Genomic DNA, 23,999 nt, shown 5'->3' with positions numbered 1-23,999 from the left:
TCTAATAAGGAGTGTTCTCTATGATGCCTTTATATTTTCCTGAAGATAAAACGGAGTATATTATTCCAGGTATTGTTTGCGTTCTATTTATCATCGGTGCGGTTGCTACGTGGCGTATGTTTATTCGTGTATCAAAACGAGAAGCAGAGCGATTACAGAAAGTAGAAGAAAAGCTTTTAGCTGAAAAGAAACAGTAATTCATTTTTGTATGTTTCCCTCTATGCTCGGACAATCTAAGGGCAGAAAGTATTTTGGAGGGAATTGAATGAAAAGACGGCTTTTTTTCAGTTGTTGTTTATTATTTCTAATGGCGGGTTGTGACCAAGGGAAGCCGAAAGAAATTGATGTGAAACTACATAATGCTTCAGGTGATGAAGTTGGGACTGCAAAAGTAGCTCAGCAAACAAGTGGAGTGAAAATTACGATTAAAGCGGAAGGCTTTACACCAGGACCACACGGGATACATGTACATGAAGTCGGAGAATGTAAAGCGCCTCGTTTCGAATCATCTGGGAATCATTTTAATCCAGATAATAAAGAACATGGGCTCTTGAATCCGAAAGGTGCGGAAAATGGTGATTTACCGAATGTAGTGGCGGATGGTTCTGGAAAGATTAAAGCAGAAATTGATGCACCGCATATAACGCTTGAAGAAGGAAAAACGACGATTCATAGAAAAGATGGAGCGTCTATTATTATTACAGAAAAAGCTGATGATGGCATGACACAACCAGCAGGAAAATCTGGTGACCGAATTGCTTGTGGTGTTATTGCTAAAAAAGCGTCGGATATGAAGAAAAAATAGAAGCTACCATCGAAGGTAGCTTCTATTTTTATTATGATGAAAATGTATAGCGAAGTCTGTTTAAAATTTCTTCTAAAACAGATCTTGGGCAACCGATGTTAATTCGAATATGTTCTTCTCCGCCCAATCCGTACTTCTCACCAGGTTCAACGATGATTTTTCCTTTATCCTCAAGTAATGTAGTTCGCTCGTTTTGAGAAAGGTTTAGATGAGAACAATCAATCCATAATAAAAAGCTACCTTCAGGTTTAATTACGGAAAGAGTAGGTATGTGCTTTTCAATATATTCACAAGCAAATCGAGCGTTATTTTCAACGTATAATCGAATTTCACTTAGCCAATCATTACATTCTGTATATGCACTTTGCATTGCTGTATAAGCAAATATATTTAATCCGTGAAACCCTTGTCGATGTTGAACAGACGTAAAGGCATGACGGAGTTTTTCATTCGGAATAATAATGATAGATGCTTGTAATCCAGCGATATTAAATGTTTTGCTCGGAGCCATACAAGTAATGGTGCGCGCTGCTAATTCTTCGGATAAAGAAGCAAATGGTGTATGAGAATGCCCCGCGTAAATAATATCGGCGTGAATTTCATCTGCGATAACGGTTACATTATATTTTGTACATAACGCACCAAGCTGTGTTAGTTCCTCTTTCGTCCAAACTCGTCCGATAGGATTATGAGGACTGCAAAGAAGCATCAGTTTTACGCCTTGTTGAAATTGAGTTTCTAAATGCTTGAAGTCTATCTTATATATGTTATTTTGTTTACGTAATGGACTCGCACATAATTGCCTGTTATTTGTTGTGACCATTTCAAAAAATGGTGGATAAATAGGAGGTTGTATGAGTACGGATTCTCCTTCTTTCGTTAAAGCCTGTATGCTCGTACTAAGAGCTGGAACGATGCCTGCGCTAAATACAATCCATTCTTTTTGTATATCCCAATTGTATTGGCTTTTTGCCCAGTCGCAAATAATATCCCCGATATTTTCAGGAGGAAGTGTATAGCCGAAAATGGGATGTTCTATACGTTTTTGTAATGCAGTTTGAATTGGTTTTGGTACTTCAAAATCCATATCGGCAATCCAAGCGTGAAGGAGTTCTTCGTTTTTATATGTATCCCATTTTGTACTGTGTGTTCCTCGCCGATTTACCGTTTTATGAAATAGCTGCATATGTTTGCCCCTTTCTTCTGTGAAAACATTGAATTATGAAAATTCTCTCTCTTCTTATAGAATAGCTGATATGATACGATAAAGAAAAGCATTAAAAAGTGAAAAGGCGGGAAGTAGATGGGTGCATATGAAAAGATGATAGAGGTTGTGAAAAATTGGGACCCATTTCAAATGGGTCCAGAATTTTATGAAACAGAAGCAAGCGATGTTGTGAACGTCGCAAGTGTGTTCGACGATTCAAAATACATAGCAAAGAAGATTCAACATATATACTTTATGTCTTTTGAGGAAGTACCTGCGCTTGAAAAATGTGAGAAATTAGCTGAGGAGTTACTTGTATTAAAAGAAGGCGGAAGTTGTTCATTATAGGCTGTCGGAATTTCCGACAGCCTTTTTGTTTATTTTCGTTCAGATTGATTAAAGCTTCACTGTAGTCCGTTTTAACGGGCAGTAAAACTCCCACCTCAAAATTCGATTGAAGCAAAGAAGTTAGGCGGGAAATCAAACTGCCCGTAAAATCCCGATTGGTGAAGGCTAATAATCCGTGGGGATAGAACCTCCCACGGATTAAAGCTTCACTTTATTGCGTCGCAAACGCAATAATTTCTTCATAAACATGATCGGGCTTTTCTTCAGGGAGTAAGTGCCCTGTATTTTCGTAAGAAATGAAAGTTGAATTAGGTAGGTCTTTATGGAGACGGCGTCCTACATGTACAGGAACGACACGATCTTTTTCACCCCAAATGAGTAATACTGGGGTTTCGATTTTTTGTAATTCAGTTGAAGATAAGTCACCCTCGCGGTCCCTTATCATTCGAGTTAAAGCAGGGAATATACGATCATCATAAAAAGGAGCAGCATAGCCTTCCATCATTTCATTGTCAATTAATGAATGGTCATGAACGACATTCATTAAGTTATGAACGATTCCCCTTCGAATAATCCAGTTCTTCACGTATAAGTGGAAGAACGGTAAATAAGAGGAGTACAGTAAAGGTAAGTTTGCGCGTGCTAAATAACTAGAGCTACATAGTAAAATCGTCTTTGAAATTAATTCAGGGCGTAGCCTATTTACATAGAGTGAAATTTGTCCACCCATAGAATGACCGACTAATACAATATTTGATAGAGCTAAATGTTCTATTAAATCGATAATAATGGCTGCTAAATTTTGATAAGAATACTTAAAGAGATGAGACTTATCACTTTTTCCGAACGGTGGTAAATCAAGAGCGATTACTGTACCTTCTTTCGTTAATAAAGGGATGAGTCGTCGATAGCTAAATGAGGAAGAAAGGAAGCCGTGAATGAGTACGAAAGTAGGTCGCTCTTTTTTAGTATTATGTTCATACAATTCATAATGAATAGTAGTGCCGCGAGTGGAAAAAGTGAAGTAAGGGCATTTGCATTCATGGTTCATTTTTTTTCACTCCATTGATTTTTGTTCATATCATCTCCAGACAAGAAAAAAATATGTTAACAAAAAAAGGCAAGATGACGATGTCATCTTGCCTTTCGCGTATTTATCCCGCTATTTGCCGGGCAGTAGACTCCCACCTCAAAATTCGGCGAATGCGAGGAAGTTAGGTGGGAGATAACTGCCCGTAAAATCCCGATTGGTGTGGGCTAATAATCAGTGGGGGATGGACAAAACCCCCACTGATTAAAGTTTCACTTTATAATTACCCACGCACAATATTAGGTGGTGTTTTTCCTTGTAATCCTGCCACTAAATTTTCAGCAGCTGTCATTGCCATTTGCTGCCGAGTTTTTAATGTTGCAGATCCGATGTGCGGTAAAGTTACAACGTTTTGTAATGATAAGAGCGGATTCTCTTTTTGAATCGGCTCTTGTGTAAATGTGTCGATGCCGGCTGCAAATATTTTCTTTTCTGTTAACGCATGAATTAATGCAGTTTCATCTACTGTTTTCCCGCGAGAAGCATTAATGAAAATTGCTGTTTCTTTCATTAGTGAAAATTCCTTTTCACCGATAAGATGATACGTTTCATCTGTTAATGGAGTAAGAAGCACAATAAAATCAGATTGTTTGAGTAGTGTTTCTAAATCACAATATGTAGCATCAAATTTTTGTTCAGCTTCTTCTTTACGACGACGATTATAGTAAAGAACGTTCATATCAAATCCGAACTTCGCGCGTTTTGCGACAGTTTCTCCGATTCGTCCCATTCCAATAATACCGATTGTACTATGGTGCACATCTAGTCCGAAGTGTTCTTTTCCGATTTCAGCATTCCATTCACCGTTTTTTACATATGAATTGAGTTCGCAAACACGGCGACCAGCAGATAACATAAGAGCGAAAACGAGGTCAGCTACCGTATCATCTAATACGTATGGTGTATTCGTTCCAATGACATTTCGATTTTGCATCGCTTTTAAATCGAAATTATCGTAACCAACAGAAATGTTGCTCACTACTTTTAAATGAGGAGCAGCCTGTAATAGTTCTTCATTAATAGTTGAGCCGAAATTGAGTAACCCGTCTTTGTCTTTTATTTTTTCTAATAAAACATCACGAGGTACTTTCTCATTCTGATCCCATTTTTCATAATCACAGTGTTCTGACAAATAAGTTTCTACAAATGTTGGAACTGGTTCGGCAATATATACTTTTGGTTTCAAGGTTCCATCCCCTTTCTTTTTTATTTTCACATAATTCTCAAAAAAAATCTTCTTTTCAAACAGGAAAGAGTATTTGTATAATTTAGACACAAACGAATAGAAAGGATGAATTATATGGTGACTGAAAAGGAATTAGAATTATTAGCTTGTCTTGAGAAGAATAGTCGTTTATCTGTAGATACATTAGCGAAGCTGTTAAATATAGAAGTAGAAGAAGCGAAAAAGATGGTTGCGAAATTAGAAAGCGAAAAGATTATCGTGGACTATGTAACGCATATCGATTGGACAAAAGTGAAAGAACATACTGGTTTAACGGCGATGATTGATGTGAAAGTTACACCGAAGCGTGGTGTTGGTTTTGATGCAGTTGCTGAACAAATTTATCGTTATTCAGAAGTGAAATCCGTGTATTTAATGTCAGGGACATATGATCTTTCTATTACATTAGAAGGAAAGACGATGGGAGAAGTAGCGATGTTTGTTTCTGAGAAATTAGCAACAATTGAATCTGTCGTTTCTACAACAACTCATTTTATTTTGAAGAAGTATAAACATGAGGGCATTATTTATGAAAAGACAGATGATGATAAGAGAATTGTGGTGACACCGTGAAGCAATTTGACCTATCTAGGGTAGCAGAATCTTTACAACCGTCCGGTATACGAAAATTTTTTGATTTAGCGGTAAGTATGAAAGGTGTTATTTCACTTGGAGTGGGGGAGCCGGACTTTGTTACACCTTGGAATGTAAGGCAAGCATGTATCCGTTCTTTAGAGCAAGGATATACAGCTTATACAGCAAATGCAGGATTATTAGAGCTCCGTCAAGAAATAGCAAAGTATCTAAAAAAACAATTTGCAGTATCTTATGATCCGAATGATGAAATCATTGTTACAGTTGGAGCGAGTCAAGCGCTAGATGTAGCGATGCGTGCTATTGTAAACCCTGATGATGAAATACTTATTATTGAACCAAGTTTCGTTTCGTATGCACCGCTTGTTACGTTAGCGGGCGGGGTCCCAGTTCCAGTAGCGACTTCATTAGAAGATGAATTTAAAGTACAGCCAGATCAAATTGAAGCAGCTATTACAACGAAAACAAAGGCAATATTACTTTGTTCCCCCAATAACCCAACAGGCGCAATGTTAAATAAATCTGAATTAGAAAAGCTAGCAGTTATTGTTGAGAAGTATAATTTAATCGTGTTATCTGATGAAATTTATGCAGAACTCGTATATGACGAAGCATATACGAGCTTCGCGAGTATTAAAAATATGCGTGACCATACAATTTTAATTTCAGGGTTTTCAAAAGGATTTGCGATGACGGGATGGCGTCTTGGGATGATTGCAGCCCCTGTGCAATTTTCAGAATTAATGCTCAAAATCCACCAGTATTCAATGATGTGTGCACCGACGATGTCTCAATTTGCAGCACTTGAAGCATTACGTACAGGAAATGATGAAGTAATTCGAATGAGAGATAGCTATAAAAAGCGTCGTAACTTTATGACGACATCTTTCAATGAAATGGGCTTAACATGTCATGTGCCAGGCGGGGCATTTTACGTCTTCCCTTCTATAGCTTCAACCGGACTATCTTCAGTAGAATTTGCAGAACAATTATTATTAGAAGAAAAAGTGGCTGTTGTTCCTGGAAATGTGTTTGGCGGGAGTGGTGAAGGATTTATTCGTTGTTCATATGCAACATCGCTTGAGCAACTTATGGAAGCAATGAAGAGAATGGAACGGTTCATAGAGAATAAAAAAAGGACAAAACACAATACGTTTTGTCCATAAAAGGGGGGGAATACTAGAAAGCCATGTGTTAGTATTCTATCCTAATATTGGAGAATTATACGTATTACAGGAAATTTTTCCGTGAATTTTGAATGAGTTCTATCATAGTGGTATAATTTACTAATATAAGGTGTGCTTATCCTAGATAGCTTTACTGAGAATAAGTACTAACCAATCGGATATTTAACAATAAATACATCTGCTTTGCTATCTACAATTGTAGAGAAAATGGTAAACGTATGGGAGTGTTTCATATGTCAGAACAATATACAACAGGAGTGGTTGTAACAGGGAAAGTGACTGGAATTCAAGATTATGGTGCATTTGTAGCGTTAGATGCAGAAACACAAGGACTTGTGCATATATCTGAAATTACAAATGGATATGTAAAGGATATTCATGACTTTTTAAAAGTCGGCGATACAGTAGAAGTAAAAGTACTTTCAATTGATGAAGAGCACAGAAAAATGAGTTTATCGTTAAAAGCGGCGAAAAGAAAACAAGGAAGGATTCTTATACCGAATCCATCTAAGGACGGATTTAATACGCTGCGAGAAAAGCTAGCAGAATGGATTGAAGAATCGGAGGTAATAAAGTAAAAGAGGAACGCATATGAGCGTTCCTCTTTTACTTTGACTTATGATATATATATTTGCAAATATGATTGCATGCAATCATATTCGTATGTCGGAGGTGAAAAAGACATACTGACTATCGAATTTCATGTGTTTCTGGGTGAGTACCAAGATTTTCGGATGGTTTAAATAGTAAACCAAGATTGATAAGCCCAGAAATACCAACGATGCCGTAAATAATACGTGCAAGAGCGGAGTTTTGTCCACCGAAAATAGCTGCTACTAAGTCAAACTGGAAGAACCCGATCAGTCCCCAGTTAACAGCACCGATTACAGTGAAGACTAATGCGATACGTTGCAATGTACTCATGAAAAAGCCCCCCCTTAATGTGAAGCATGAGCAAGTGAAGAGTTAATAAGAAAATTTAACTCCTTTATAGAATGGTATAGTTTTGTTGTTTTTATACATGAAAAATGTACGAAAAACGATGTATATACATCTATACCGAAAAATGCGAATTTTTATACGAAAAATGAACTTTTTCTAAAAAATAAATAATGGTTACGTTTACAATTGTTGAATCGCTTGATTTACAACTTTAGTTTCGCTAAAGTGAATACAGAAATACATATACATAATTGGAGGGAAAAAGATGAGTACACATGTAACGTTCGACTATTCTAAAGCGTTATCCTTCATCGGTGAACATGAACTAACTTATTTACGTGATGCAGTGAAAGTAACACATCATGCAATCCACGAAAAAACTGGAGCTGGGAACGATTTCCTTGGGTGGGTAGAGCTTCCGCTTCAATATGACAAAGAAGAATTCGTTCGCATTCAAAAATGCGCAGAAAAAATTAAAAATGACTCGGACATTTTACTTGTTGTAGGTATCGGTGGTTCTTACCTAGGAGCACGTGCAGCAATCGAAATGTTAAACCATTCTTTCTACAACACGCTTTCTAAAGAACAACGTAAAACTCCACAAGTGCTATTTGTTGGACAAAACATTAGCTCCACTTACATGAAAGATTTAATGGATGTATTAGAAGATAAAGACTTCTCTATTAACGTTATTTCCAAATCAGGTACAACAACAGAGCCTGCAATCGCATTCCGTATTTTCCGTAAGTTATTAGAAGAGAAATATGGAAAAGAAGAAGCTCGCAAACGTATTTATGCAACTACAGATAAAGCACGTGGTGCATTAAAAACATTAGCTGATAACGAAGGTTACGAAACATTCGTAATTCCAGATGATGTTGGCGGTCGTTTCTCAGTATTAACACCAGTTGGTTTATTACCAATCGCAGTAAGTGGTTTAAATATTGAAGAGATGATGAAAGGTGCAGCTGCTGGTCATGATGACTTCGCGACATCAGAACTGGAAGAAAACCCAGCTTACCAATATGCAGTAGTTCGTAACGCTCTTTACAATAAAGGGAAAACAATTGAAATGCTTGTTAACTATGAGCCAGCACTTCAATACTTCTTAGAGTGGTGGAAACAGTTATTTGGTGAAAGTGAAGGAAAAGATCAAAAAGGTATTTTCCCATCTTCAGCAAACTTCTCAACTGATTTACACTCATTAGGTCAATACATTCAAGAAGGTCGTCGTGACTTATTCGAAACAGTTCTTAAAGTAGGTAAATCTACACATGAACTAAAAATCGAATTAGATGACAACGATTTAGATGGATTAAACTACCTTGCTGGTGAAACTGTAGACTTCGTAAACACGAAAGCATACGAAGGTACATTACTTGCACATAGCGATGGCGGAGTACCAAACTTAATCGTAAACATCCCTGAATTAAATGAGTACACATTCGGTTACCTTGTATACTTCTTCGAAAAAGCATGTGCGATGAGCGGTTACTTACTAGGCGTAAATCCATTTGATCAACCAGGAGTAGAAGCATACAAGAAAAACATGTTTGCTTTACTTGGTAAGCCAGGATTTGAAGAGTTAAAAGCAGAATTAGAAGAGCGTTTAAAATAATAAGAAGCGACCGGAAATCCGGTCGCTTTTTATTATTTTACCGAAAAGTACATCGGTATATTAAAACTGGAATGGGTATGCTAAAGGAAAAGTCTAGGAGGGATGGGCTTGATTCCGATTCAATCAAATTTAGAAGGACGTACATATGCGTTATATAAGTTAGAAGAGGTTATGAAACCACTTGGATATAATATTGGTGGCAATTGGGATTATGATAAAGGATGTTTTGATTATAAAATCGGCGAAGAAGATGGCTATCAATTTTTACGAGTACCATTTACAGCGGTGGATGGAGAACTAGATGTTCCTGGTGTAGTAGTCCGCCTTGAAACACCGTATATTCTTTCTCACGTATATCAAGACGAACTAGATGATAATGTGAATGCGTTAACAGCTGGAACGAGTGGATTTGATCAATTTGCTGAGCCGAAAGATCCAGATGGAGATGTGAAGAGAAAGTATATCAATATTGGGAAAGTGTTAGTGCAAGAACTAGAAAATCATTTTTTTAATGGCGAATAACAATGAGTATGTCGCTTTCAATGAGAACAAAGGAATGGACTGGATTAATCATATATTGCTCGTCGCGTTTTATGCCTAGTAAGAGAATGTTTTGCTTTAAAAGAGTATAGCTACAATTTGCAAAAGTTTGTTCGGTGCAGGATGGGGAAAGCTCCATCAGTTGTAATTTGTTATCAGAGATTTCATCGTAAAGTGAGAATAGTACACCTGAAATGGAAGGGAATAAAAGAGAAGCGGTAAATACATAGCTCGTTAATTTATTTCCTTCTATAATTTCTGATACGCCAGCTCTCGTTGCATTTTGGATTTGTTCAGAAGTAAGAAGTTCAGCGATGCAGTGAATGTTTGGATTAAGTCCTTTTGCAGTTAAAATATTTAAAATAGACTGTGTATCTGCTAAGCTTTCGTTTTTCTCTTTATCCGCTGTTATTAATATAGTGTGAGCTGTTGTAATGTTAGCTTTTAATAAAGTTTGATCGTGATGCGGACAACCTTTTATAAATTCTAAATGATGAAATGGCTTTGGAAGTAAAGAAAGTGTTTCATCAATTAAAACGATATCAAGGTTCGGTTGTAGTATGTGCATTTGTTTTACAACATGTTTTGCACGCTCATTCCAGCCAACGACAATCATATGACCATTAGAGGTAGCGGCTTCTTCTCCTTTAATTTTCATATATTGTTTATTAATCATGTCGGTAGCGAATAGCACCATATAATAAGAACAAAATCCAGTTCCTAATAAAATAATGCCTATACCAATAAGTTTTCCTATCGTTGTATGAGGGGCAAAATCGCCGTATCCAACGGTGAAAATGGTAACGATTGACCACCAAACCCCGTCGAACCATGTGGTGAAGTGAGCTGGCTCGAGTCTATGTATAAGAAAGCCAGAAAAAGCAGTAAGTACAATAATAAAACAAATTAAACGAAAAATAATGGAATCACGAAATGTATCTACTAAATTCGGACGGGATTTCAATTTCCTATTCCTCCTTACTTTGCAGGGCTACATTCATTGTTACCATTATAGAAAAAAGAAAAACTCTCCAATTAAAAAGAGAGTTTGTCCCGCTATTTGCGGGCAGTAAGACCCCTACCTCAAAATTCAGCGAAAGCAAAGAAGTTAGGTGGGGGTCGGGCTGTCCGTAAAAGCCCGATTGGTGCGGGCTAATAATCAGTGGGGGATGAAGACCCCCCCACTGATTAAAGTTTCACTTTATTTCATATTACATACTTTCTACTTCAGTTTGTTGGACACTTTCAAGATGCTGGAGTGCATAATAAACATCAGCAGTATGCCTTTTTTGATCGATAGATAATTTAAGGTGTAAATAGTGAGCGCCATTTTCTAATGTTTTGAGCTTCATATTCTTAACTTTTATATCCATTTCTTTTATCTCTTCAATTACAATTGGGATATTGTCCATCTCGCGCACAACAAGTTTCACTGCGATATCACGTTGACGAAATGATCTAGGGCCTATAAATTTCATCGCTAATGGTATAAGTTCTACGCTAATCATAAGGAAACACATTCCAAAAGTAGCCTCGATATAGAAACCAGCTCCAACGGCAATACCAATACCAGAAGCACCCCAAATCATAGCGGCAGTTGTTAGTCCTGCAATACTATCATTTCCTCTTCGTAAAATAACGCCGGCACCTAAAAAGCCGATTCCTGATACAATTTGAGCGGCGAGTCGAAGTGGATCCATATTCATATGATCGGTATGCGGTAAGTTGTAAGCTGCTTTAATAGAAACAATCGTCAGGAGGCAACTAACTATAGAAATAACTAAACACGTTTTTAAACCGAGTGGTTTCCGTTTTAATTCACGCTCTAAACCGATGGCGAATCCTAAAATAGCTGAGAGACCTAGTTTGAATAATAAATCGGCGTAGTCCATATATATTCCTCCTTGTATGATATAGGAATAAAACATTTATATAGAAAGAAATGTTTTGGGATAGAGTGACTTTATATAGAATATATGTAGGAATTACTTAGAAATGAAAGAGATATTTCGTTTAAGTATATGATATTAAAAAAGAAATGTGGGTGGTTTTTAAAAAAGTTTATAAAAGGTGTTGCATTTCATTTTCCCCCATGATATATTAATAACCGTCGCTGATGCGGAAACGCAGAAAACGACAAAAAAGAAATTGAAAAACTTAGTTGACATCGAAAAACGAAGATGTTAACATAAGGAAGTCGCAAATGAGCGACAAAGAAGTTCTTTGAAAACTGAACGAAACAAACAACGTGAACGTCAATTTTTTATTTTTAGATGCTAGACAAACTAACTTTATTGGAGAGTTTGATCCTGGCTCAGGATGAACGCTGGCGGCGTGCCTAATACATGCAAGTCGAGCGAATGGATTAAGAGCTTGCTCTTATGAAGTTAGCGGCGGACGGGTGAGTAACACGTGGGTAACCTGCCCATAAGACTGGGATAACTCCGGGAAACCGGGGCTAATACCGGATAATATTTTGAACTGCATGGTTCGAAATTGAAAGGCGGCTTCGGCTGTCACTTATGGATGGACCCGCGTCGCATTAGCTAGTTGGTGAGGTAACGGCTCACCAAGGCAACGATGCGTAGCCGACCTGAGAGGGCGATCGGCCACACTGGGACTGAGACACGGCCCAGACTCCTACGGGAGGCAGCAGTAGGGAATCTTCCGCAATGGACGAAAGTCTGACGGAGCAACGCCGCGTGAGTGATGAAGGCTTTCGGGTCGTAAAACTCTGTTGTTAGGGAAGAACAAGTGCTAGTTGAATAAGCTGGCACCTTGACGGTACCTAACCAGAAGCCACGGCTAACTACGTGCCAGCAGCCGCGGTAATACGTAGGTGGCAAGCGTTATCCGGAATTATTGGGCGTAAAGCGCGCGCAGGTGGTTTCTTAAGTCTGATGTGAAAGCCCACGGCTCAACCGTGGAGGGTCATTGGAAACTGGGAGACTTGAGTGCAGAAGAGGAAAGTGGAATTCCATGTGTAGCGGTGAAATGCGTAGAGATATGGAGGAACACCAGTGGCGAAGGCGACTTTCTGGTCTGTAACTGACACTGAGGCGCGAAAGCGTGGGGAGCAAACAGGATTAGATACCCTGGTAGTCCACGCCGTAAACGATGAGTGCTAAGTGTTAGAGGGTTTCCGCCCTTTAGTGCTGAAGTTAACGCATTAAGCACTCCGCCTGGGGAGTACGGCCGCAAGGCTGAAACTCAAAGGAATTGACGGGGGCCCGCACAAGCGGTGGAGCATGTGGTTTAATTCGAAGCAACGCGAAGAACCTTACCAGGTCTTGACATCCTCTGAAAACTCTAGAGATAGAGCTCCTTCGGGAGCAGAGTGACAGGTGGTGCATGGTTGTCGTCAGCTCGTGTCGTGAGATGTTGGGTTAAGTCCCGCAACGAGCGCAACCCTTGATCTTAGTTGCCATCATTAAGTTGGGCACTCTAAGGTGACTGCCGGTGACAAACCGGAGGAAGGTGGGGATGACGTCAAATCATCATGCCCCTTATGACCTGGGCTACACACGTGCTACAATGGACGGTACAAAGAGCTGCAAGACCGCGAGGTGGAGCTAATCTCATAAAACCGTTCTCAGTTCGGATTGTAGGCTGCAACTCGCCTACATGAAGCTGGAATCGCTAGTAATCGCGGATCAGCATGCCGCGGTGGAATACGTTCCCGGGCCTTGTACACACCGCCCGTCACACCACGAGAGTTTGTAACACCCGAAGTCGGTGGGGTAACCTTTATGGAGCCAGCCGCCTAAGGTGGGACAGATGATTGGGGTGAAGTCGTAACAAGGTAGCCGTATCGGAAGGTGCGGCTGGATCACCTCCTTTCTATGGAGAATTGATGAACGCAGTTCATCAATAAACGTTGACTTGTTTCGTTTCGTTCAGTTTTGAGAGAACTATCTCTCAAGTTTAAATGTATGTTCTTTGAAAACTAGATAACAGTGTAGCTCATATTTTTTAATTTTAGTTTGGTTAAGTTAGAAAGGGCGCACGGTGGATGCCTTGACACTAGGAGTCGATGAAGGACGGGACTAACGCCGATATGCTTCGGGGAGCTGTAGTAAGCTTGATCCGAAGATTTCCGAATGGGGAAACCCACTATACGTAATGGTATGGTATCCTTACCTGAATACATAGGGTATGGAAGACAGACCCAGGGAACTGAAACATCTAAGTACCTGGAGGAAGAGAAAGCAAATGCGATTTCCGAGTAGCGGCGAGCGAAACGGAATCTAGCTCCAAACCAAGAGGCTTGCCTCTTGGGGTTGTAGGACATTCTATACGGAGTTACAAAGGAACGAGGTAGACGAAGCGACCTGGAAAGGTCCGTCACAGAGGGTAACAACCCCGTAGTCGAAACTTCGTTCTCTCTGAATGTATCCTGAGTACGGCGGAACACGTGAAATTCCGTCGGAATCTGGGAGGACCATCTCCCAAGGCTAAATACTACCGAGCGATCGATAGTGAACCAGTACCGTGAGGGAAAGGTGAAAAGCACCCCGGAAGGGGAGTGAAAGAGATCCTGAAACCAAGTGCCTACAAATAGTCAGAGCCCGTTAATGGGTGATGGCGTGCCTTTGTAGAATGAACCGGCGAGTTACGATCCCGTGCGAGGTTAAGTTGAAGAGACGGAGCCGCAGCGAAAGCGAGTCTGAATAGGGCGTTTAGTACGTGGTCGTAGACCCGAAACCAGGCGATCTACCCATGTCCAGGGTGAAGTTCAGGTAACACTGAATGGAGGCCCGAACCCACGCACGTTGAAAAGTGCGGGATGAGGTGTGGTAGCGGAGAAATTCCAATCGAACCTGGAGATAGCTGGTTCTCCCGAAATAGCTTTAGGGCTAGCCTTAAGTGTTAGAGTCTTGGAGGTAGAGCACTGATTGAACTAGGGGTCCTCATCGGATTACCGAATTCAGTCAAACCCGAATGCCAATGACTTATCCTTAGGAGTCAGACTGCGAGTGATAAGATCCGTAGTCAAGAGGGAAACAGCCCGATCGCCAGCTAAGGTCCCAAAGTGTGTATTAAGTGGAAAAGGATGTGGAGTTGCTTAGACAACTAGGATGTTGGCTTAGAAGCAGCCACCATTTAAAGAGTGCGTAATAGCTCACTAGTCGAGTGACTCTGCGCCGAAAATGTACCGGGGCTAAATACACCACCGAAGCTGTGAATTGATACCAATGGTATCAGTGGTAGGGGAGCGTTCTAAGTGCAGTGAAGTCAGACCGGAAGCGACTGGTGGAGCGCTTAGAAGTGAGAATGCCGGTATGAGTAGCGAAAGACGGGTGAGAATCCCGTCCACCGAATGCCTAAGGTTTCTGAGGAAGGCTCGTCCGCTCAGGGTTAGTCAGGACCTAAGCCGAGGCCGACAGGCGTAGGCGATGGACAACAGGTTGATATTCCTGTACCACCTCTTTATCGTTTGAGCAATGGAGGGACGCAGAAGGATAGAAGAAGCGTGCGATTGGTTGTGCACGTCCAAGCAGTTAGGCTGATAAGTAGGCAAATCCGCTTATCGTGAAGGCTGAGCTGTGATGGGGAAGCTCCTGATGGAGCGAAGTCTTTGATTCCCTGCTGCCAAGAAAAGCTTCTAGCGAGATAAAAGGTGCCTGTACCGCAAACCGACACAGGTAGGCGAGGAGAGAATCCTAAGGTGTGCGAGAGAACTCTGGTTAAGGAACTCGGCAAAATGACCCCGTAACTTCGGGAGAAGGGGTGCTTTCTTAACGGAAAGCCGCAGTGAATAGGCCCAAGCGACTGTTTAGCAAAAACACAGGTCTTCTGCGAAGCCGTAAGGCGAAGTATAGGGGCTGACACCTGCCCGGTGCTGGAAGGTTAAGGAGAGGGGTTAGCGTAAGCGAAGCTCTGAACTGAAGCCCCAGTAAACGGCGGCCGTAACTATAACGGTCCTAAGGTAGCGAAATTCCTTGTCGGGTAAGTTCCGACCCGCACGAAAGGTGTAACGATTTGGGCACTGTCTCAACCAGAGACTCGGTGAAATTATAGTACCTGTGAAGATGCAGGTTACCCGCGACAGGACGGAAAGACCCCGTGGAGCTTTACTGTAGCCTGATATTGAATTTTGGTACAGTTTGTACAGGATAGGCGGGAGCCATTGAAACCGGAGCGCTAGCTTCGGTGGAGGCGCTGGTGGGATACCGCCCTGACTGTATTGAAATTCTAACCTACGGGTCTTATCGACCCGGGAGACAGTGTCAGGTGGGCAGTTTGACTGGGGCGGTCGCCTCCTAAAGTGTAACGGAGGCGCCCAAAGGTTCCCTCAGAATGGTTGGAAATCATTCGTAGAGTGCAAAGGCATAAGGGAGCTTGACTGCGAGACCTACAAGTCGAGCAGGGACGAAAGTCGGGCTTAGTGATCCGGTGGTTCCGCATGGAAGGGCCATCGCTCAACGGATAAAAGCTACCCCGGGGATAACAGGCTTATCTCCCCAAGAGTCCACATCGACGGGGAGGTTTGGCACCTCGATGTCGGCTCATCGCATCCTGGGGCTGTAGTCGGTCCCAAGGGTTGGGCTGTTCGCCCATTAAAGCGGTACGCGAGCTGGGTTCAGAACGTCGTGAGACAGTTCGGTCCCTATCCGTCGTGGGCGTAGGAAATTTGAGAGGAGCTGTCCTTAGTACGAGAGGACCGGGATGGACGCACCGCTGGTGTACCAGTTGTTCTGCCAAGGGCATAGCTGGGTAGCTATGTGCGGAAGGGATAAGTGCTGAAAGCATCTAAGCATGAAGCCCCCTCAAGATGAGATTTCCCATAGCGTAGCTAGTAAGATCCCTGAAAGATGATCAGGTTGATAGGTTCGAGGTGGAAGCATGGTGACATGTGGAGCTGACGAATACTAATAGATCGAGGACTTAACCATATAATATGAAGCAATGTTATCTAGTTTTGAAAGAATATAAAAAACTTGTTGACTTTAAAAGTTAAATGAGTTACAATAGTTCTTGTCTTAAATGAATACAGTCTGGTAATGATGGCAGAGAGGCCACACCCGTTCCCATACCGAACACGGAAGTTAAGCTCTCTAGCGCCGATGGTAGTTGGGACCTTGTCCCTGTGAGAGTAGGACGTTGCCAGGCAATTCCGGAGGATTAGCTCAGCTGGGAGAGCACCTGCCTTACAAGCAGGGGGTCGGCGGTTCGATCCCGTCATCCTCCACCATTCTAGCCGACTTAGCTCAATTGGTAGAGCAACTGACTTGTAATCAGTAGGTTGGGGTTCAAGTCCTCTAGTCGGCACCAGCAACTATGGCGGTTGTGGCGAAGTGGTTAACGCACCGGATTGTGGCTCCGGCATTCGTGGGTTCGATTCCCATCAGTCGCCCCATTTTTCTTTTAAAATTATAATATGCGGGTGTGGCGGAATTGGCAGACGCACCAGACTTAGGATCTGGCGCCTTTGGCGTGGGGGTTCGACTCCCTTCACCCGCACTTTTAATAAAATAACTCATACATGTCTTGCGGAAGTAGTTCAGTGGTAGAATACAACCTTGCCAAGGTTGGGGTCGCGAGTTCGAATCCCGTCTTCCGCTCCAATTTTCAATATGATATGCCGGGGTGGCGGAACAGGCAGACGCACAGGACTTAAAATCCTGCGGTGGGTGACCACCGTGCGGGTTCGACCCCGCCCTCGGCACCATATGCGCCCGTAGCTCAATTGGATAGAGCGTTTGACTACGGATCGAGAGGTTAGGGGTTCGACTCCTCTCGGGCGCGTTTTTATTAACGGGAAGTGGCTCAGCTTGGTAGAGCACCTGGTTTGGGACCAGGGGTCGCAGGTTCAAATCCTGTCTTCCCGATATTTCAAAACATGGGGCCTTAGCTCAGCTGGGAGAGCGCCTGCCTTGCACGCAGGAGGTCAGCGGTTCGATCCCGCTAGGCTCCACTTATTGAATATCACTTATGGCGGTGTAGCTCAGCTGGCTAGAGCGTACGGTTCATACCCGTGAGGTCGGGGGTTCGATCCCTCCGCCGCTACCATAAGGACCTTTAGCTCAGCTGGTTAGAGCAGACGGCTCATAACCGTCCGGTCGTAGGTTCGAGTCCTACAAGGTCCACCACTCAAAGTTCATATCTCGGAGGTATACCCAAGTTCGGCTGAAGGGATCGGTCTTGAAAACCGACAGGCGGCGAGAGTCGCGCGGGGTTCGAATCCCTCTACCTCCTCCATTTTTTTAAATTAAATATTATATCATCGCGGGGTGGAGCAGTACGGTAGCTCGTCGGGCTCATAACCCGAAGGTCGCAGGTTCAAATCCTGTCCCCGCAACCAAATGGTCCCGTGGTGTAGTGGTTAACATGCCTGCCTGTCACGCAGGAGATCGCCGGTTCGACCCCGGTCGGGACCGCCATTTTTACATAAAGGCTCGGTAGCTCAGTCGGTAGAGCAGAGGACTGAAAATCCTCGTGTCGGCGGTTCGATTCCGTCCCGAGCCACCATTTTGAAATCGCAAGCCGGCTTAGCTCAATTGGTAGAGCAACTGACTTGTAATCAGTAGGTTGGGGGTTCAAGTCCTCTAGCCGGCACCACTTTCAAAATGAGCCATTAGCTCAGTTGGTAGAGCATCTGACTTTTAATCAGAGGGTCGAAGGTTCGAATCCTTCATGGCTCACCATTTTCAATTTAATGCGGGTGTAGTTTAGTGGTAAAACAAGAGCCTTCCAAGCTCTGGTCGAGAGTTCGATTCTCTTCACCCGCTTATCTATTATGGGCCTATAGCTCAGCTGGTTAGAGCGCACGCCTGATAAGCGTGAGGTCGATGGTTCGAGTCCATTTAGGCCCACCATAATTATTCCGCAGTAGCTCAGTGGTAGAGCTATCGGCTGTTAACCGATCGGTCGTAGGTTCGAGTCCTACCTGCGGAGCCATATTATAGAGAAGTACCCAAGTGGCTCAAGGGGCTCCCCTGCTAAGGGAGTAGATCGCGAACGCGGTGCGAGGGTTCGAATCCCTTCTTCTCTGCCAGATTTTGGCCCGTTGGTCAAGTGGTTAAGACACCGCCCTTTCACGGCGGTAACACGGGTTCGAATCCCGTACGGGTCATACTAAAAGAGATAGCATAATCTGCTATCTCTTTTTTGTTGTGTAAAAGCGGACTTTGGATAGTCCGCTTTTTTTATGAAATGTTGTATACTTTTTTCTATTTCAAACGTCTAACTAATAGAAAGGAGAGGGCGATGGAGTATGAAAAGATTATTGTAGAAACATCTAAAAGTATTTATAGGTATTTACTTAAAATTGGAGTAACACCAGTAGAAGCAGAGGATATCATTCAAGACACGGTACATAAAGCATTATTATCTATACCAAATATGAAAATTACTTATATAAAAACATGGTTATTTCAAGTTGCGATTAATAGGCATCGTGATCTAGCTAGAAGGCAAAAGCATATTGAAGAAATCCCGATTGAATCTATTCAACTTATTGGGACGAAGGGACTAGACGAATCACTGTTAAGAAAAGAGCTTCAAGTAGAAATACAAAGCATACTTGGAAAGATGAATCCGGTATACAAACATAAGAAAAACCCTTTCACAATCTAAACAAAACACTTAAATTGAGATTGATTCCACACCTACCACGATAACTTTACACTCTATGTGAAAAAGTTCACAAATAGGTCATAATTTGTGAAGTAATTCACAATAATCCGTGCTACAATATGAATGTAAAGAAGTTAAACAACATTAAATTAGTATTTTAATTAATTACTTAAACAATAATAAATAATATATGTAAAACAATTGAGAGGGGAAATTAAAATGAAAAAAGGTATCAATCGTGTAGTATTAGTAGGAACAGGAGCTGTAGGTTGTAGTTATGCTTACTCAATGATCAACCAAGGTGTAGCTGAAGAATTCGTACTTGTAGATGTAAATGAAGCAAAAGCAGAAGGGGAAGCAATGGACTTAAGCCATGCGGTACCATTCTCTCCAGCACCAACAAAAGTTTGGAGCGGTAGCTATGCAGATTGTAAAGATGCAGATTTAGTAGTTATCACTGCTGGATTACCACAAAAGCCAGGTGAAACTCGTTTAGACTTAGTTGAGAAAAATACAAAGATCTTTAAACAAATCGTTCGCGGTATTATGGATAGCGGATTCGATGGAATCTTCTTAATCGCAACAAACCCAGTTGATATTTTAACTTACGTAACTTGGAAAGAATCTGGCTTACCAAAAGAGCGCGTAATTGGTTCTGGTACAACTTTAGACTCTGCTCGTTTCCGTTACATGTTAGGTGACTACTTAGATGTAGATCCACGTAACGTTCATGCTTACATCGTTGGTGAACACGGTGATACTGAACTTCCAGTATGGAGCCACGCTACTGTAGGTGTACAAAAACTAGAAACAATCTTAGCGAACAACGAACAGTATAACCAAGAAGATTTAGATAAAATCTTTGAAAATGTACGCGATGCAGCTTATCACATCATCGAGCGTAAAGGCGCAACTTACTACGGAATCGGTATGTCACTACTTCGTGTAACTAAAGCGATCTTAAGCAACGAGAACAGCGTATTAACTGTATCTGCATACCTTGAAGGTCAATATGGTGAGAAAGATGCTTACGTAGGTGTTCCAGCTGTTATTAACCGCGAAGGTGTACGTGAAATAGTAGAACTTGAATTAAACGAAGAAGAAAAAGCGAAATTCGCTCATTCTGTAAAAGTGTTAAAAGAAACAATGGCACCAGTACTATAATAATTGCTAAATAATTCAGAGGCGGGAAACTGCTTCCTACCTCTGAGTTTTTATATAATTTAATATAAATTCCTTTTCCGGTTTCCCTTGTATATCCCCAATATACCCCTTTTGCTGGATAAGGGTCGTTTATAGAAAAAAGCACTCTATTTTTGAATAGAGTGCTTTTATATGTTATTTTTTCGGTGTTAGTCCTAACTTCTTTAAAATATCTGTCAGTGTCCCACTTTTTGATTTTTCTACAGGTGTTTGTGATTTTGTAGCATCTGGTTCTTATGAATTATAGTTGCAAATCTTGGTGTTCTTTATTGAGAATAAATATATACTTATGAATTTTACATTTCAATAAATTTTGTCACAAAAAATGTTGAGAAACATTTTTCTATGACAGATTATTTTGTTTGAATTTCACGTGGAAAATAGTGTGAAAAACAGGGAGAAATCAATAAAGTAAATATTGAGCAACAATGAAAGGTGAAAATAGTAAGGGGAAATGAAGCGTTTGCAATGAATATTCGTCAAAATTCGATATTTTACACAGTAAATTTGAATATTTTAAGCAAAATTAAAGAAAAAAACGTATATTTTTAAAAAAATAACAAGGATATTTCAGTTTTTCGCAGAAATGATAAAGAGTAAAAAATTTCTGTCATCTTAGTGAGGTGAACATATTGGATGTAATAAATTGTGAAGAAGTGAAACGAGATGAGTTTCATACAGAAAAGTACTATGACAGTTATAACATCTTTGGGGCACATATTGTGACGGAAGATGGGATGCGAGGGGTACGATTCACAGTATGGGCTCCTCATGCGAAAGCAATGAGTGTTGTTGGAGATTTTAATGAATGGGATTATGAGCAACATAAGATGCTACAAGTGACAGAAAAGGGGATTTGGTCCTTGTTTGTACCGTATATTGAAGAGAATGAGATATACAAGTATGCGGTTGAAACGATGGATGGTGCCGTTATTTTAAAAGCAGATCCTTACGCAGTATATGCAGAAGTAAGACCAAATACGGCATCTGTAGTTTTTGATATAGAGGGATATGAATGGAATGATAAAAACTGGATTCGTAAGAGAAAGAAAAAATCGATTTATAAAGAAGCGATGACAGTTTATGAATTACATTTCGGTTCTTGGAAAAAGAAAGAAGATGGCGCTCTGTATTCTTACAGAGAAATGGCCGAGGAGCTCATTCCTTATGTGGTGGAACATCAATTTACACATATTGAAATTATGCCGCTTGTTGAGCATCCATATGATCGTTCTTGGGGATATCAAGGAACGGGATATTATGCAGCTACAAGTAGATTCGGCACGCCACATGACTTGATGTATTTTGTCGATGAATGTCATAAATATGGAATCGGTGTCATTTTAGATTGGGTGCCGGGGCATTTTTGTAAAGATGCTCACGGTTTATATTTGTTTGATGGGACACCGACTTATGAATATAAAGATATAGATGTACAAGAAAACCAGGTATGGGGAACTGTTAATTTTGATTTAGGGAAAAGAGAAGTACGTAATTTCTTAATTTCAAATGCGTTATTTTGGATGAGGTATTTCCATATTGATGGTTTCAGGGTAGATGCAGTTGCGAATATGCTGTACTGGAATAAAGAAGGAAAAGAGCAAAGCAATGAACACGCTGTTTCTTTCTTACGAGAGTTAAATGAAGCTGTGTTTGCAGAAGATGAAGAGTTTCTTATGACAGCAGAAGATTCAACAGCTTGGCCACTTGTAACAGCTCCAACATACGAGGGTGGACTTGGGTTCAATTATAAATGGAATATGGGTTGGATGAACGACGTGTTGAAATATATGGAATGTGCACCAGAGTACCGGAAATACATTCATGAGAAAATGACATTCTCTTTACTATATACTCACTCTGAAAACTTTATATTGCCGCTTTCTCATGATGAAGTCGTTCATGGGAAAAAGTCGTTATTAAATAAAATGCCGGGAGATTACTGGGATAAGTTCGCCCAACTTCGTTTATTATATGGATATTTCTTTACTCATCCAGGTAAGAAATTACTCTTTATGGGTGGAGAATTCGGGCAATTTGATGAGTGGAAAGACCTTGAAGATTTAGATTGGAATTTACATGATTTTGAAATGCATCGTTATATGCATGATTACTTTAAAGAGCTCATAGCATTGTATAAGCGCTCAAAACCACTTTGGCAGTTAGATCACTCGCCTGAAGGATTTCAGTGGATTGATGCTAATAATAATGAGCAAAGTATTTTCTCGTTCATCCGCCAAGGGGATAAGCAGGAAGATGCGTTAGTTGTCGTATGTAATTTTACGAAAGCTACATATGAAAACTATAAAGTAGGTGTACCAGATTTCGAGTATTATAACGAGATTTTAAACAGTGATGCTGAGCAATATGGCGGATCGGGGCAAGTTAATAAGAAACGTCTCAAGACGATTCTAGAGCCATATCATAATCAAGCGGCACATGTAGAAATTACAATTCCACCATTTGGCGTATCCATATTACGACCAGTGAAGACGAGAAAGGGGAGCAAAAAACAAGATGGCTCAAAAACAAAAGTGCGTAGCAATGTTACTAGCAGGGGGAAAAGGTAGTCGTTTAAGTGCATTAACAAAAAATTTAGCCAAGCCAGCTGTTCCATTTGGTGGTAAATATCGCATTATTGATTTTACGTTAAGTAACTGTGCAAACTCCGGTATTGAAACGGTGGGGATTTTAACGCAATATCAACCGTTAGAACTCCACAATTATATCGGAATCGGAAATGCATGGGATTTAGACCGAGTAAACGGCGGAGTCACAGTATTACCTCCTTATGCGGAGTCTTCAGGTGTGAAGTGGTACACAGGTACGGCAAGCGCCATTTATCAAAACTTAAACTATTTAAGTCAGTATGAACCGGAGTATGTCCTTATTTTATCAGGCGACCATATTTATAAAATGGATTACAGCAAAATGCTAGATTACCATATTGAGAAAGAAGCGGACGTTTCAATTTCTGTTATTGAAGTGCCATGGGATGAAGCGAGTCGTTTCGGTATTATGAATACAAATGAAGAGATGGAAGTTGTTGAATTTGAGGAGAAACCGCAATTTCCAAGAAGTAATCTTGCATCAATGGGAATCTATATTTTTAACTGGGCAATCTTGAAAGAGTATTTGGAAATGGATGCAAGAAATCCTGAATCTAGTAACGATTTCGGAAAAGATGTACTTCCGCTTTTATTAGATGAAGGTAAGAAGCTAATGGCGTATCCGTTTGAAGGATATTGGAAAGATGTTGGAACGGTGAAAAGCTTATGGGAAGCGAATATGGATTTACTTCGCGATGAAACATCGTTGAATTTAAATGATCGTAATTGGCGTATTTATTCTGTGAACCCAAATGAGCCACCTCAATATATTGCAGAACAGGCAAAAGTAGAAGAATCACTTATTAATGAAGGGTGCGTCATTGAAGGGGACGTGAAGCATTCTGTTTTATTCCAAGGAGTGACGGTGGAAGAAGGTAGTATGGTAATCGATTCTGTCGTTATGCCTGGGGCAAAGATTGGTAAAAACGTTGTGATTGAAAGAGCGATTGTTGGATCAGAAATGGTTATTGAAGATGGGACAATAATTCGCCCAGAAAAAAATGTTGATGATGTAGTACTAATTGCTGAAGGGAAATAGAAAAGGGGGATGA

General features: G+C 40.9%; 18 protein-coding genes, 22 tRNA genes and 3 rRNA genes. 37 read left to right on the top strand and 6 right to left on the bottom strand.

Translation table 11 applies throughout. The features are described from left to right. Positions 1–20 precede the first annotated feature (20 nt). Positions 21–197 (top strand): hypothetical protein, encoded by a 177-nt coding sequence (locus QUF93_RS25960; protein WP_000982763.1) that lies wholly within the window; start codon positions 21–23, stop codon positions 195–197. Positions 198–265: 68 nt separating this feature from the next. Further along, complete coding sequence (locus QUF93_RS25955) at positions 266–805, top strand: superoxide dismutase family protein (RefSeq protein ID WP_289360641.1); 540 nt, start codon at positions 266–268, stop codon at positions 803–805. A 31-nt stretch (positions 806–836) separates the two neighbouring features. Here QUF93_RS25955 and QUF93_RS25950 read toward each other — a convergent pair whose 3' ends face one another. After that, a complete protein-coding gene (locus QUF93_RS25950; RefSeq protein ID WP_289360640.1) occupies positions 837–1,991 on the bottom strand; it encodes a MalY/PatB family protein in 1,155 nt (384 codons plus the stop codon). Positions 1,992–2,108: 117 nt separating this feature from the next. On the opposite strand from QUF93_RS25950, the gene QUF93_RS25945 reads away from it, so the two are divergent. Continuing rightward, complete coding sequence (locus tag QUF93_RS25945; RefSeq protein WP_289360639.1) at positions 2,109–2,360, top strand: DUF1871 family protein; 252 nt, start codon at positions 2,109–2,111, stop codon at positions 2,358–2,360. Between the two features lie 211 nt (positions 2,361–2,571). On the opposite strand, the gene QUF93_RS25940 is transcribed toward QUF93_RS25945, so the two are convergent. Then, positions 2,572–3,411, bottom strand: a complete 840-nt coding sequence (locus tag QUF93_RS25940; RefSeq protein WP_128281986.1) for an alpha/beta fold hydrolase — start codon at positions 3,409–3,411, stop codon at positions 2,572–2,574. A 262-nt stretch (positions 3,412–3,673) separates the two neighbouring features. Next, positions 3,674–4,666: a 2-hydroxyacid dehydrogenase gene (locus QUF93_RS25935; protein WP_289360638.1), complete on the bottom strand. Its 993-nt coding sequence runs from the start codon at positions 4,664–4,666 to the stop codon at positions 3,674–3,676. 84 nt (positions 4,667–4,750) lie between these two features. Between QUF93_RS25935 and QUF93_RS25930 the strand changes: the two genes are divergently transcribed. The 3 genes from QUF93_RS25930 (at position 4,751) to yugI (ending at position 7,034) form a co-directional block, all read left to right on the top strand. After that, positions 4,751–5,248: an Lrp/AsnC family transcriptional regulator gene (locus tag QUF93_RS25930; protein WP_002124435.1), complete on the top strand. Its 498-nt coding sequence runs from the start codon at positions 4,751–4,753 to the stop codon at positions 5,246–5,248. Then, positions 5,245–6,435, top strand: a complete 1,191-nt coding sequence (locus tag QUF93_RS25925) for an aminotransferase (RefSeq protein WP_289375862.1) — start codon at positions 5,245–5,247, stop codon at positions 6,433–6,435. Before QUF93_RS25930 ends, QUF93_RS25925 begins: the two co-directional genes overlap by 4 nt. Before the next feature lie 254 nt (positions 6,436–6,689). After that, a complete protein-coding gene (yugI, locus tag QUF93_RS25920; RefSeq protein WP_002124438.1) occupies positions 6,690–7,034 on the top strand; it encodes a S1 domain-containing post-transcriptional regulator GSP13 in 345 nt (114 codons plus the stop codon). A 112-nt stretch (positions 7,035–7,146) separates the two neighbouring features. Here yugI and QUF93_RS25915 read toward each other — a convergent pair whose 3' ends face one another. Further along, a complete protein-coding gene (locus QUF93_RS25915; RefSeq protein ID WP_002124440.1) occupies positions 7,147–7,380 on the bottom strand; it encodes a DUF378 domain-containing protein in 234 nt (77 codons plus the stop codon). 283 nt (positions 7,381–7,663) lie between these two features. Between QUF93_RS25915 and QUF93_RS25910 the strand changes: the two genes are divergently transcribed. Together QUF93_RS25910 and QUF93_RS25905 are read left to right on the top strand one after the other, a co-directional pair. Continuing rightward, on the top strand, positions 7,664–9,016 hold the full coding sequence (locus QUF93_RS25910) for a glucose-6-phosphate isomerase (RefSeq protein WP_002124442.1): 1,353 nt from the start codon (positions 7,664–7,666) through the stop codon (positions 9,014–9,016). A gap of 108 nt (positions 9,017–9,124) precedes the next feature. Continuing rightward, complete coding sequence (locus tag QUF93_RS25905; RefSeq protein ID WP_289360636.1) at positions 9,125–9,538, top strand: YugN-like family protein; 414 nt, start codon at positions 9,125–9,127, stop codon at positions 9,536–9,538. On the opposite strand, the gene QUF93_RS25900 is transcribed toward QUF93_RS25905, so the two are convergent. Further along, positions 9,525–10,520, bottom strand: coding sequence for an ion channel (locus QUF93_RS25900; protein ID WP_289360635.1), 996 nt, complete (start codon positions 10,518–10,520; stop codon positions 9,525–9,527). The genes QUF93_RS25905 and QUF93_RS25900 overlap by 14 nt on opposite strands. A gap of 247 nt (positions 10,521–10,767) precedes the next feature. After that, complete coding sequence (locus QUF93_RS25895; protein WP_289360634.1) at positions 10,768–11,448, bottom strand: MgtC/SapB family protein; 681 nt, start codon at positions 11,446–11,448, stop codon at positions 10,768–10,770. Between the two features lie 399 nt (positions 11,449–11,847). Here QUF93_RS25895 and QUF93_RS25890 point away from each other — a divergent pair. The 29 genes from QUF93_RS25890 to glgC all read left to right on the top strand — a co-directional run bounded on the left by QUF93_RS25890 (position 11,848) and on the right by glgC (position 23,986). Further along, positions 11,848–13,396 (top strand): 16S ribosomal RNA (locus QUF93_RS25890). A 145-nt stretch (positions 13,397–13,541) separates the two neighbouring features. Beyond that, positions 13,542–16,452, top strand: a 23S ribosomal RNA gene (locus QUF93_RS25885). 101 nt (positions 16,453–16,553) lie between these two features. Next, positions 16,554–16,669, top strand: a 5S ribosomal RNA gene (gene rrf / locus QUF93_RS25880). Together the 16S, 23S and 5S rRNA genes with 22 tRNA genes alongside form the textbook arrangement of a ribosomal RNA operon. Before the next feature lie 6 nt (positions 16,670–16,675). After that, positions 16,676–16,751: transfer RNA gene (locus QUF93_RS25875), tRNA-Val, on the top strand. A gap of 5 nt (positions 16,752–16,756) precedes the next feature. Then, a tRNA-Thr gene (locus tag QUF93_RS25870) sits at positions 16,757–16,831 on the top strand. Between the two features lie 9 nt (positions 16,832–16,840). Further along, positions 16,841–16,916, top strand: a tRNA-His gene (locus QUF93_RS25865). A gap of 23 nt (positions 16,917–16,939) precedes the next feature. Then, positions 16,940–17,020 (top strand) — tRNA-Leu (locus tag QUF93_RS25860). 29 nt (positions 17,021–17,049) lie between these two features. Then, positions 17,050–17,124 (top strand) — tRNA-Gly (locus QUF93_RS25855). A gap of 16 nt (positions 17,125–17,140) precedes the next feature. Beyond that, positions 17,141–17,228 (top strand) — tRNA-Leu (locus QUF93_RS25850). A gap of 3 nt (positions 17,229–17,231) precedes the next feature. Continuing rightward, positions 17,232–17,305, top strand: a tRNA-Arg gene (locus tag QUF93_RS25845). A 10-nt stretch (positions 17,306–17,315) separates the two neighbouring features. Continuing rightward, a tRNA-Pro gene (locus QUF93_RS25840) sits at positions 17,316–17,388 on the top strand. A 13-nt stretch (positions 17,389–17,401) separates the two neighbouring features. Beyond that, positions 17,402–17,474, top strand: a tRNA-Ala gene (locus tag QUF93_RS25835). Positions 17,475–17,493: 19 nt separating this feature from the next. Then, positions 17,494–17,569: transfer RNA gene (locus tag QUF93_RS25830), tRNA-Met, on the top strand. Between the two features lie 3 nt (positions 17,570–17,572). Next, a tRNA-Ile gene (locus QUF93_RS25825) sits at positions 17,573–17,649 on the top strand. Positions 17,650–17,666: 17 nt separating this feature from the next. Continuing rightward, positions 17,667–17,758 (top strand) — tRNA-Ser (locus QUF93_RS25820). Between the two features lie 26 nt (positions 17,759–17,784). Next, positions 17,785–17,861 (top strand) — tRNA-Met (locus QUF93_RS25815). Positions 17,862–17,864: 3 nt separating this feature from the next. Then, positions 17,865–17,940: transfer RNA gene (locus QUF93_RS25810), tRNA-Asp, on the top strand. Positions 17,941–17,952: 12 nt separating this feature from the next. Further along, positions 17,953–18,028 (top strand) — tRNA-Phe (locus QUF93_RS25805). 14 nt (positions 18,029–18,042) lie between these two features. Next, positions 18,043–18,118 (top strand) — tRNA-Thr (locus QUF93_RS25800). A gap of 10 nt (positions 18,119–18,128) precedes the next feature. Beyond that, a tRNA-Lys gene (locus QUF93_RS25795) sits at positions 18,129–18,204 on the top strand. 13 nt (positions 18,205–18,217) lie between these two features. Further along, positions 18,218–18,288 (top strand) — tRNA-Gly (locus QUF93_RS25790). Positions 18,289–18,298: 10 nt separating this feature from the next. Continuing rightward, a tRNA-Ile gene (locus QUF93_RS25785) sits at positions 18,299–18,375 on the top strand. A 7-nt stretch (positions 18,376–18,382) separates the two neighbouring features. Beyond that, positions 18,383–18,457, top strand: a tRNA-Asn gene (locus QUF93_RS25780). A 6-nt stretch (positions 18,458–18,463) separates the two neighbouring features. Next, positions 18,464–18,554, top strand: a tRNA-Ser gene (locus tag QUF93_RS25775). 6 nt (positions 18,555–18,560) lie between these two features. Next, positions 18,561–18,632: transfer RNA gene (locus tag QUF93_RS25770), tRNA-Glu, on the top strand. 134 nt (positions 18,633–18,766) lie between these two features. After that, positions 18,767–19,135, top strand: a complete 369-nt coding sequence (locus tag QUF93_RS25765; protein WP_289360633.1) for an RNA polymerase sigma factor — start codon at positions 18,767–18,769, stop codon at positions 19,133–19,135. Between the two features lie 219 nt (positions 19,136–19,354). Continuing rightward, on the top strand, positions 19,355–20,299 hold the full coding sequence (locus QUF93_RS25760; protein ID WP_002112560.1) for an L-lactate dehydrogenase: 945 nt from the start codon (positions 19,355–19,357) through the stop codon (positions 20,297–20,299). A gap of 671 nt (positions 20,300–20,970) precedes the next feature. Beyond that, entirely contained in the window at positions 20,971–22,908 is a 1,938-nt protein-coding gene (gene glgB / locus QUF93_RS25755; RefSeq protein ID WP_289375860.1) for a 1,4-alpha-glucan branching protein GlgB, read from the top strand. Next, entirely contained in the window at positions 22,856–23,986 is a 1,131-nt protein-coding gene (gene glgC / locus QUF93_RS25750; protein WP_000057600.1) for a glucose-1-phosphate adenylyltransferase, read from the top strand. The genes glgB and glgC overlap by 53 nt, the downstream gene beginning before the upstream one ends. Positions 23,987–23,999 lie beyond the last annotated feature (13 nt).

The sequence above is a fragment of the Bacillus hominis genome (genome assembly GCF_030348325.1).
GTDB classification, from domain to species: Bacteria; Bacillota; Bacilli; order Bacillales; family Bacillaceae_G; genus Bacillus_A; species Bacillus_A hominis.
Note: the sequence above shows the minus strand (reverse complement) of the source record. Positions and strands in the feature narration are given on the sequence as shown.

What these genes read in the sequence shown, in the direction of transcription:
- QUF93_RS25960 (WP_000982763.1), top strand. Translation starts at nt 21, where the DNA reads ATGATGCCTTTATATTTTCCTGAAGATAAAACGGAGTATATTATTCCA.
- QUF93_RS25955 (WP_289360641.1), top strand. Translation starts at nt 266, where the DNA reads ATGAAAAGACGGCTTTTTTTCAGTTGTTGTTTATTATTTCTAATGGCG.
- QUF93_RS25950 (WP_289360640.1), bottom strand. Translation starts at nt 1,991, where the DNA reads ATGCAGCTATTTCATAAAACGGTAAATCGGCGAGGAACACACAGTACA.
- QUF93_RS25945 (WP_289360639.1), top strand. Translation starts at nt 2,109, where the DNA reads ATGGGTGCATATGAAAAGATGATAGAGGTTGTGAAAAATTGGGACCCA.
- QUF93_RS25940 (WP_128281986.1), bottom strand. Translation starts at nt 3,411, where the DNA reads ATGAACCATGAATGCAAATGCCCTTACTTCACTTTTTCCACTCGCGGC.
- QUF93_RS25930 (WP_002124435.1), top strand. Translation starts at nt 4,751, where the DNA reads ATGGTGACTGAAAAGGAATTAGAATTATTAGCTTGTCTTGAGAAGAAT.
- yugI (WP_002124438.1), top strand. Translation starts at nt 6,690, where the DNA reads ATGTCAGAACAATATACAACAGGAGTGGTTGTAACAGGGAAAGTGACT.
- QUF93_RS25915 (WP_002124440.1), bottom strand. Translation starts at nt 7,380, where the DNA reads ATGAGTACATTGCAACGTATCGCATTAGTCTTCACTGTAATCGGTGCT.
- QUF93_RS25910 (WP_002124442.1), top strand. Translation starts at nt 7,664, where the DNA reads ATGAGTACACATGTAACGTTCGACTATTCTAAAGCGTTATCCTTCATC.
- QUF93_RS25895 (WP_289360634.1), bottom strand. Translation starts at nt 11,448, where the DNA reads ATGGACTACGCCGATTTATTATTCAAACTAGGTCTCTCAGCTATTTTA.
- QUF93_RS25765 (WP_289360633.1), top strand. Translation starts at nt 18,767, where the DNA reads ATGGAGTATGAAAAGATTATTGTAGAAACATCTAAAAGTATTTATAGG.
- QUF93_RS25760 (WP_002112560.1), top strand. Translation starts at nt 19,355, where the DNA reads ATGAAAAAAGGTATCAATCGTGTAGTATTAGTAGGAACAGGAGCTGTA.
- glgC (WP_000057600.1), top strand. Translation starts at nt 22,856, where the DNA reads ATGGCTCAAAAACAAAAGTGCGTAGCAATGTTACTAGCAGGGGGAAAA.